Genomic DNA, 7,810 nt, shown 5'->3' on the forward strand with positions numbered 1-7,810 from the left:
GTCGGGTCCCGCCGAATCAACCACGACCCGGACGCCGGTGAAGGGCGTTCATGTGAAAGACGCTCGTGATGGTGACGCCCGCGTCACGGCCTGGCCGGGGACCGGGAGTTGCCCGCGGCCCTAGGCTGGGGCGACGAGCGCCGTCGACGCGAGGAGCACCGGATGACCCGCTACGCCGCCCTGCTGCGGGGCGTCAACGTCGGCAGCACCCGGCTGGCCATGGCCGACCTGCGTCGCATCGTCACCGACCTCGGCCACTCCGACGTCAAGACCTACCTCCAGAGCGGCAACGTGGTCTTCAGCAGCCCGCCGACGAAGGACGACCTCCTGGCCGAGGGCATCGCCCGCCGGCTCGCCGACGAGCTGGACCTGCGCGTGCCGGTGCTGGTGCGCAGCGGCGACGAGCTGGCGGCGGTCGCCGCGGCCAGCCCGTACGCCGGGAAGCAGGACGACCCGACCCGGATGCTGGTGGCCTTCCTCTCGGCCGCGCCGAGCCCGGCCCGCGTCAAGGAGCTGGCCGCGCCGGCCGGGGAGAACCTGGAGTTCGCGGTTGACGGCCGCGAGGTGCACCTGCACTTCCCCGACGGCGGCTACGGGCGGACGAAGTTCACCAACGCCCACCTGGAGAAGAAGCTCGGCGTGGTGGCGACCACCCGGAACTGGAAGTCGGTGCTGGCGCTGCGCGACCTCAGCGCCGGTTGAGCGGAGGGGCGGGCCCCCGTGGTCCGGCCCCTCCGCGACCGGTCCTCAGAAGTGGTACGCCGTGTGGTACTCCGGCACCAGCACGCGGCTGCGCGGCGACGCCTTCCGCACCGCGGCGATCAGGTCGTCGAGGCGCTTGCGGTCGTTCGGCGCGACGGTCGGCGGGTTGGTCAGCGGCGTCTCGAAGTTGTCCCAGTGCACCGGCACGACGACCTTCGGGTGGTCGAGGGCGGCCATCAGCCGGGGCACGTAGTCGGCGGTCGACGTGGTCGCGGCGGAGGCCACCATCGCCACGTCGGGGGCCAGCCCGGCCAGGTTGCGCTCGGTGAAGTCGCTCGCCCCCATGAAGAACACCGACGGGCCGCCGTCGACGCGGAGCTGGTACGCCAGGGTGTCGCCCTCGGGCAGGTCGGAGATCTTCTCCGGCCTCGGCGGGCGGGTGACCCGCACCCCGGGGAAGGCCATCGACCAGGCGGCGTTGCGGCTGTGCAGCGAGCTGACCACCTCGACCGTGTACGCGCCGAAGTCCAGCACCTCGCCGCCCCGCACCGGCGCGAGCTGCCCGCCCGGCAGCCCGTACGCCAGCCCGAGGTGGTAGGCGGTCAGCGTGCCGACGACCCGGGCGCCGGTGCGCCCGGCGATGTGGGGGACGTCGTTGAAGTGGTCCCAGTGGGTGTGCGTGACCAGGATGTTCTCGGCCCGGTCCACGAGCCCGTCCACGACGGTGGTGTCCACCGTCAGCGGGGTGTTCTCGTCGAACGCGCCGGTGAACAGGCCGGTGTCGTAGCGGCTCAGGTACGGGTCGACCAGCACCGTCCGGTCGCCGATGTCGATCCGCCAGCCGGACGTACCCCACCAGCGGAAGCTGACCGCGCCGGAGCGCCGGGGCCCGGCTGCGGCGGCCGGGGCGGCCTGGGCCGGCGCGGCGGATGCGCCGGCGACCAGGCCGGCGGTCGACACGGCGGCGGTGCCGACGGCGGCGTCGCGTAGGAACCGGCGGCGGTCGTAGGGCCGTTTGTCGAGCATGAAGTGTCCTCCCCGTGCGGGACAGGTTGATCGGTCCGCCCACCCCACCACCGGCCGCCCGCCGGTGTCCAAGATCGGCCGGCGGAAGGCTCGATACCCGTTCCGATATCACCACAGGTCACGGCAGTTGGTGCGGCCGGCTCGGCGGGGGAAATCAGCCGGCGCGCAGCGCCTCGACGGCGGCCCGGGCGGCCTCGCCCATGGCCAGGTCCACGTCGATCCGGCGGGTGCTGAGCCGCTCGGTGCGGGCGTAGATCGCGACCGCGTACCGGCCACCGTCGGGATACTCGACGACCCCGGCCTCCAGGTGCAGGCCGGGCAGGGTGCCGGTCTTCCCGGCGACCCGGACGCCGGGCGGGAAGCCGGCGGCCAGCCGGGTCCAGAAGAGCTGCCGGGCCATCAGCTCGCGGACCATCGCGCAGGCGGCCGGCGGCCCCGCCTCGTCCCGCCAGATCAGGCCGAGCAGCCGGGTCATCTCCCGGGCCGTGCTGGAGGTGGTGTGCTCGGGGTCGAACACCCGCATGGCCCGGACCCGCTCCGGCGGCAGCGTGGGGAAGATCCGGGCGAAGTCGGCCTCGGTGCGGGCGCCCACGTCGGCGAGCATCGTCTCGACCAGCTGGCGCGGGCCGCCGACGATCCGGGTACGCGGCAGGTCCAGCTCGGCGGCGAGCATCGGCAGCACGTCCGGGCCGACCCGGCGCAGCAGCAGGTCGGCGGCGGTGTTGTCGCTGACCGACATGGCGAAGTAGGCCAGGTCGCGCAGGGACACCTCCACGTCGTCGGCGCAGCCGGCGACGCCCCAGCCGCCGAGCCGGTCGGCGGCGCCCACCAGCACCCGCTCGACCGGGTCGAGCTGGCCGGCGACGGCCTGCCGGGCGAACTCCAGCACCAGCAGGATCTTGAACACGGAGGCGATCACCACCTGCTCGTCGGCCCGCAGGGTCACCTCCCGCCCCGGCGCGTCGACGTCCTCGACGTGCAGGCAGCCGCTGATCCCGGCCCGCCGGAAGATCTCCCCGATCCGCTCCCCGCTCACCCCGACACGCTAACCAGTGGCGACCGGGGCGGGCGTAGGGTGCCCGTCGTGGACCTGCTGCGACACCTGCGGCACTTCGTGGTGGTGGCCCGGGAGCTGCACTTCGGGCGGGCGGCCGAGGTGCTGGGCATGGCGCAGCCGCCGCTGAGCCAGTCGATCCAGCGGCTGGAGCGCGAGCTGGGCGCCACCCTGTTCGACCGGTCGGGGCGCCAGGTCCGGCTCACCACGGCCGGCCAGCTCCTGCTCGGCGAGGCCGACGAGCTGCTCGCCGGGGAGCGCCGCCTGCGCAACCTGGTCGACCAGGTCCGCCGTGGCGCGCTCGGGGTGCTGCGCGCCGGCGTACCCCCGGAGACCCCGGCCGTGACGCTGCGGGCGCTGCTCGACGGTCTCGCCGCGCGGGCGCCCGGACTCGACCTGGACCTGCACGAGCTGACCAGCGCCGAGCAGCGCCGGATGCTGGCCGAGGGGCGGCTCGACGTGGGCCTGCTGCACCACCCGGTGGAGGAGGCCGGGCTGCGTTTCGGCCCCGCCGTGGACGCGCCGGTCGGGGTGCTGCTGCCCCGGGCCGCTCCGGCGGCCCGGGCCCGCGAGGTGAAGCTGGCCGACCTGGCCGGTTTGGACCTGATCACCGCGCCGCCGGCCACCGCGCCCGGCTGGCACGGGCACCTGCTGGCGGTCTGCCGGCGGCACGGCTTCGCGCCGGCCCGGGTCCGGCCCGCCCGCAACCCGGAATTCCTGTTCGGACTGCTGCTGGCCGGCGGCGCGGTCGCCCTGGAACCGGAGCCGGTGGCCCGCCGCGAGCCGCGGATCGCCTGGCGACCGCTGGTCGACGCGCCGCTGGTCAGGCGGACCTCGGCGGCCTGGCCGGCGCGGGCCGGGCACCCCGCCGCCCCGATGTTCGGGCAGCTCGCCGCCGAGGTGCTGGCCGCCGCTGAGCCGCCACCGGCGACCGCGGCGCTCGCGTCGGCCGCCCGGCCCTGGCCGGTGCTCTTCGAGGCCGGCCAGGACCCCGGTGAGCAGCCGCAGGCGGGCTGAACGGGGCCGATGGCGGCGCAGATCACCCCGACGGCGGCCGTGACGAGCCGGGTCGAGCGGGTAGAGAAGCTGGGTGGCAAAGGCCCGGCGCCGCGCGTGGAAGCGTTCCCCGGGCACCCCAGACGATCGGAGATGAGGCTTCATGGCCCCGAACAGCGTTCCCGACATCTCGCTCAACGACGGCAACACCATCCCGCAGCTCGGCTTCGGGGTCTTCCAGATCGAGCCGAAGGACACCGTCCAGGCCGTCAGCACGGCGCTGGAGATCGGCTACCGCCACATCGACACGGCGGAGATGTACGGCAACGAGGCCGAGGTCGGGCAGGCCGTGCGCACCTCCGGGCTGGACCGGAGCGAGGTCTTCGTCACCAGCAAGCTGAGCAACGCCTTCCACCGCCCGGACGACGCCCGTAAGGCGTTCGAGTCGACCCTCACCGAGCTGAAGTTCGACTACCTCGACCTGTTCCTCATCCACTGGCCGCTGCCGACCCGCTACGACGGCGACTTCGTGTCGACCTGGCGCGTGCTGGAGGAGTTGCAGCGCGACGGTCGGGTCCGGTCGATCGGCGTGTCCAACTTCCAGGTGGCCCACCTGGAGCGGCTGGCCGCCGAGGCGGAGATCACGCCGGCGGTGAACCAGATCGAGGTGCACCCCTACTTCGCCAACGAGGAGGTGCGCGCCTACGGCAAGGCGCACAACATCCTCACCGAGGCGTGGTCGCCGATCGCCCAGGGCAAGGTGCTGGACGACCCGACCGTCGTCGACATCGCCGAGGAGGTCGGGCGGACCCCGGCCCAGGTGGTGCTGCGCTGGCACGTGCAGCGCGGCGACATCGTCTTCCCGAAGTCGACCACGCCGAGCCGGATCGAGGAGAACTTCCGGATCTTCGACTTCGCGCTGGACGACGCGTCCATGGACCGGCTCAACGGCCTGGACAAGGGCGAGGCGGGCCGGCAGGGCCCCAACCCGGACACCTTCGACTACGTGCCCGACTGAGCCGCACCGCGACCGGGGGCCGGGCTGCCGGCCCCGGCCGCGGGCTCAGGAGCCGACCCGCTCGGCGACCCGGCGGAACGCGGACTGCGTCGGCGACCCCGGCTCGGGGACATAGACGATCAGCCGCTGGTCGGTCTCCGGCACGTGCAGCACCCGGCATTCGAACTCCAGCGGACCCAGCTCCGGGTGGGCGACCCGCTTGACGGTCGGGCGCCGCTCCCCCACCTCGTGCTCGGCCCAGAGCGCGGCGAACCGCGGGGACAGCCCGAGCAGCTCGGTGACCAGCGCGGCCAGCGCCGGGTCGGCCGGGTAACGGCCATACGCGGCCCGCAGGTCCGCCACGGTGGTCCGGGCGAAGCGCAGCACCTCGGGATCGGCCCAGTGCGATTCCGGCACCTCCCGGCCGAACATCCAGCGCACCATGCTGCGCTCGCCTGCCGGCACCGTCGACAGGTCACCGACGAACCAGGCGGCCAGCCGGTTCCAGGCCAGAATCTCGTACGCGGCGTCGACCAGGTAGGCGGGTGTCTCCGACATCGCGTCGAGCAGGTGCCGCAGGCCGGGCGACACCTCCCGGCCGGGTCCGGTGGCGTCCGGCGGGCTCTCCCCGGCGACCCGGAACAGGTACGCCCACTCGTCCCGGCTGAGCAGCAGCGCCCGGGCCAGCGCGGCGAGCACCTGCCGGGACGGGTGCGGTCCGCGCCCCTGCTCCAGCCGGATGTAGTAGTCGATGGACATCCCGGCGAGCTGGGCGACCTCCTGGCGGCGCAGGCCCGGCGTGCGGCGGCGTACCCCCTCGGGGAGGCCGACCACGGCGGGGCGCAACCGGGCCCGGCGGGTGCGCAGGAACCCCGCCAGCTCGTCGCGGCGCAGTGTGCTCATGCCCCCAGCCTGCCGCACCGCCGGCCGCCGAGGCTGGTACCGCCGGTACCAGCCTCGGCGGGCCTCTCCCGCCAACCCGCGACCCGCGGCAGCCTCGACGGCATGACGACGACGATCGCCCTGGTCACCGGGGCCAACAAGGGAATCGGCCTGGCCACCGCACGGCAGCTCGGCGCGCGCGGGATGACCGTGCTGGTCGGCGCGCGGGACGCCGCGCGGGGCCGGGAGGCGGCCGACAAACTGCGCGCCGAGGGGGCGGACGCCCGCTTCGTGCCGCTGGAGGTCACCGACGCGGCGTCGGTCGCCGCCGCGGCCGAGCTGGTCGAGCGCGAGCACGGCCACCTGGACGTGCTGGTCAACAACGCCGGCATCATCCGGGCCGACGGCGCCGGGCTGCCCAGCGAAACCACCCTCGACACGCTGCGCGAGGTGTACGAGACGAACGTGTTCGGCGTGGTCGCGGTGACCAACGCGCTGCTGCCGCTGCTGCGCCGGGCGCCGGCCGCCCGGATCGTCAACGTTTCCAGCGAGGTCGGCTCGATCGCGGTGATGACCGACCCGGAGGGCGCCCTGTTCCCGCTGACCTCGATCCCCTACCCGTCCTCGAAGACCGCGCTGAACATGGTCACCGCCATGTACGCCAAGGAGCTGCGGGACACCCCGATCAAGGTGAACGCCGCCAACCCCGGCTACTGCGCGACGGACCTCAACCACCACAGCGGCTTCCGCACCCCCGAGGAGGGCGCCGAGGTGAGCGTGCACCTGGCCACGCTGCCGGCGGACGGGCCGAGCGGCCTGCTCTGGGGCTACCAGATGGACGCCGGCGGCGGCTACGGGGTGCTCCCCTGGTGAGGTTTGACTTCGCGCGCACTCGAAGGTGGAGGGTGGTGGCAACGTTTCGACGGGGAGGAACCCATGCGTTACCGCACCATCGGCACCGACCCGGCCACCCGGCGCCAGGTCAGCTTGCTCAGCCTCGGCGCGATGCTCTTCGGCACCGCCACCGACGAGGCCACCTCGTACGCGATCCTCGACCGGTACGTCGAGGCCGGCGGCACGTTCATCGACACCTCGGACAACTACGCGTTCTGGCACAACGGCGGCCAGGGCGGGGAGAGCGAGGAGCTGCTCGGCCGCTGGCGGCGCAGCCGCGGCGTCGGCAACGAGGTGGCCATCGCCACCAAGCTCGGCGCCCGTCCCCTCGCCCCGGGCACCAGCTACCTGGACAACGCCGAGGGCCTGTCCGCCAAGGTGATCCGCGAGTCGGCCGAGCGCAGCCGGGAACGGCTCGGCGTGGAGAAGCTCGACCTGCTCTACGCGCACATCGAGGACCGGGCCGTGCCGCTGCAGGAGACCGTGGAGGGCTTCGCGGAGCTGGTCGCCGAGGGCACCGTCGGGCTGCTCGGCGCGAGCAACCACCGCGCCTGGCGGGTCGAGCGGGCGCGGGCGCTCGCCGCCGCGGCCGGCCTGCCCGGGTACGAGGTGCTCCAGTACCACCGCAGCTACCTGCCCCGGCGGCCGGACCTGCCGAGCGAGCTGGACCCGGACGGCGACGTCGGCTGGGTGGGCCCGGACCTGGCCAGCTACCTGCGGGCCGAGCCGCAGCTCACCCTGGTGGCGTACTCGCCGCTGCTCAAGGGCGCCTACGCGAAGCCGGAACGGCTCGGCGAGGATTACACCCTGCCGAGCACCCCGGCCCGGCTCGCGGCGCTGCGCGCGGTCGCCGACGAGACCGGGGCGACCGTCAACCAGGTGGTGCTCGCCTGGTTGCTGGGCGGGGACGTGCCGGCGATCCCGCTGGTCGGCTTCTCCTCGGTCGCGCAACTGGAGGAGAGCCTCGCGGCGGTCGAGCTGGAGCTGACCCCCGAGCAGCGGACCCGCCTGGACACGGCCCGCTGACGCGCGCGGCGGGGCGGGCCGGGCGGCCCGCCCCGCCGTCTGTCACCCGGTCAGCTCCACGCGCCAGTCGTTGGAGCGCATGAGGTGCCCCGGCGGGTACTCGAACTCCGTCTCGCCGAGCAGCGTGAACCCGGCCTTGCGGCACACCGCGTTCGACGCCGGGTGGTCCACCGCCGGGTAGGCGTGGGCGAAACGCCGGTCGCCGTGCGCCGCGGCCTCCGCGATGAGCGCGC

General features: G+C 74.3%; 8 protein-coding genes and 1 pseudogene. 5 read left to right on the forward strand and 4 right to left on the reverse strand.

Annotation, left to right across the window (positions count from 1 at the left end):
• Positions 1-162 precede the first annotated feature (162 nt).
• Positions 163-702 (forward strand): DUF1697 domain-containing protein, encoded by a 540-nt coding sequence (locus F8274_RS28950; RefSeq protein WP_151465530.1) that lies wholly within the window; start codon positions 163-165, stop codon positions 700-702.
• A gap of 45 nt (positions 703-747) precedes the next feature.
• On the opposite strand, the gene F8274_RS28955 is transcribed toward F8274_RS28950, so the two are convergent.
• Together F8274_RS28955 and F8274_RS28960 are read right to left on the reverse strand one after the other, a co-directional pair.
• Positions 748-1,728 carry an MBL fold metallo-hydrolase gene (locus F8274_RS28955; protein ID WP_151465531.1) on the reverse strand — a complete coding sequence of 327 codons (981 nt, stop codon included), beginning with the start codon at positions 1,726-1,728 and terminating at the stop codon, positions 748-750.
• Between the two features lie 154 nt (positions 1,729-1,882).
• Positions 1,883-2,764, reverse strand: coding sequence for a serine hydrolase (locus tag F8274_RS28960; protein ID WP_151465532.1), 882 nt, complete (start codon positions 2,762-2,764; stop codon positions 1,883-1,885).
• A gap of 48 nt (positions 2,765-2,812) precedes the next feature.
• Between F8274_RS28960 and F8274_RS28965 the strand changes: the two genes are divergently transcribed.
• Both F8274_RS28965 and F8274_RS28970 read left to right on the forward strand, forming a co-directional pair.
• A complete protein-coding gene (locus F8274_RS28965; protein ID WP_151465533.1) occupies positions 2,813-3,799 on the forward strand; it encodes a LysR family transcriptional regulator in 987 nt (328 codons plus the stop codon).
• 142 nt (positions 3,800-3,941) lie between these two features.
• Entirely contained in the window at positions 3,942-4,796 is an 855-nt protein-coding gene (locus F8274_RS28970) for an aldo/keto reductase (RefSeq protein WP_151465534.1), read from the forward strand.
• A 45-nt stretch (positions 4,797-4,841) separates the two neighbouring features.
• On the opposite strand, the gene F8274_RS28975 is transcribed toward F8274_RS28970, so the two are convergent.
• A complete protein-coding gene (locus tag F8274_RS28975) occupies positions 4,842-5,678 on the reverse strand; it encodes a helix-turn-helix transcriptional regulator (protein WP_151465535.1) in 837 nt (278 codons plus the stop codon).
• Between the two features lie 102 nt (positions 5,679-5,780).
• Between F8274_RS28975 and F8274_RS28980 the strand changes: the two genes are divergently transcribed.
• Together F8274_RS28980 and F8274_RS28985 are read left to right on the forward strand one after the other, a co-directional pair.
• The gene (locus tag F8274_RS28980) at positions 5,781-6,530 is read left to right on the forward strand and encodes an SDR family oxidoreductase (protein WP_151465536.1); all 750 of its coding nucleotides are present in this window, start codon (positions 5,781-5,783) and stop codon (positions 6,528-6,530) included.
• A 63-nt stretch (positions 6,531-6,593) separates the two neighbouring features.
• Entirely contained in the window at positions 6,594-7,577 is a 984-nt protein-coding gene (locus tag F8274_RS28985) for an aldo/keto reductase (RefSeq protein ID WP_151465537.1), read from the forward strand.
• 42 nt (positions 7,578-7,619) lie between these two features.
• Here F8274_RS28985 and F8274_RS28990 read toward each other — a convergent pair.
• A pseudogene (locus F8274_RS28990) lies at positions 7,620-7,810 on the reverse strand (GNAT family N-acetyltransferase); the annotation flags it as partial.

It is taken from the genome of Micromonospora sp. AMSO31t (genome assembly GCF_008868175.1).
Classification (GTDB): domain Bacteria; phylum Actinomycetota; class Actinomycetes; order Mycobacteriales; family Micromonosporaceae; genus Micromonospora.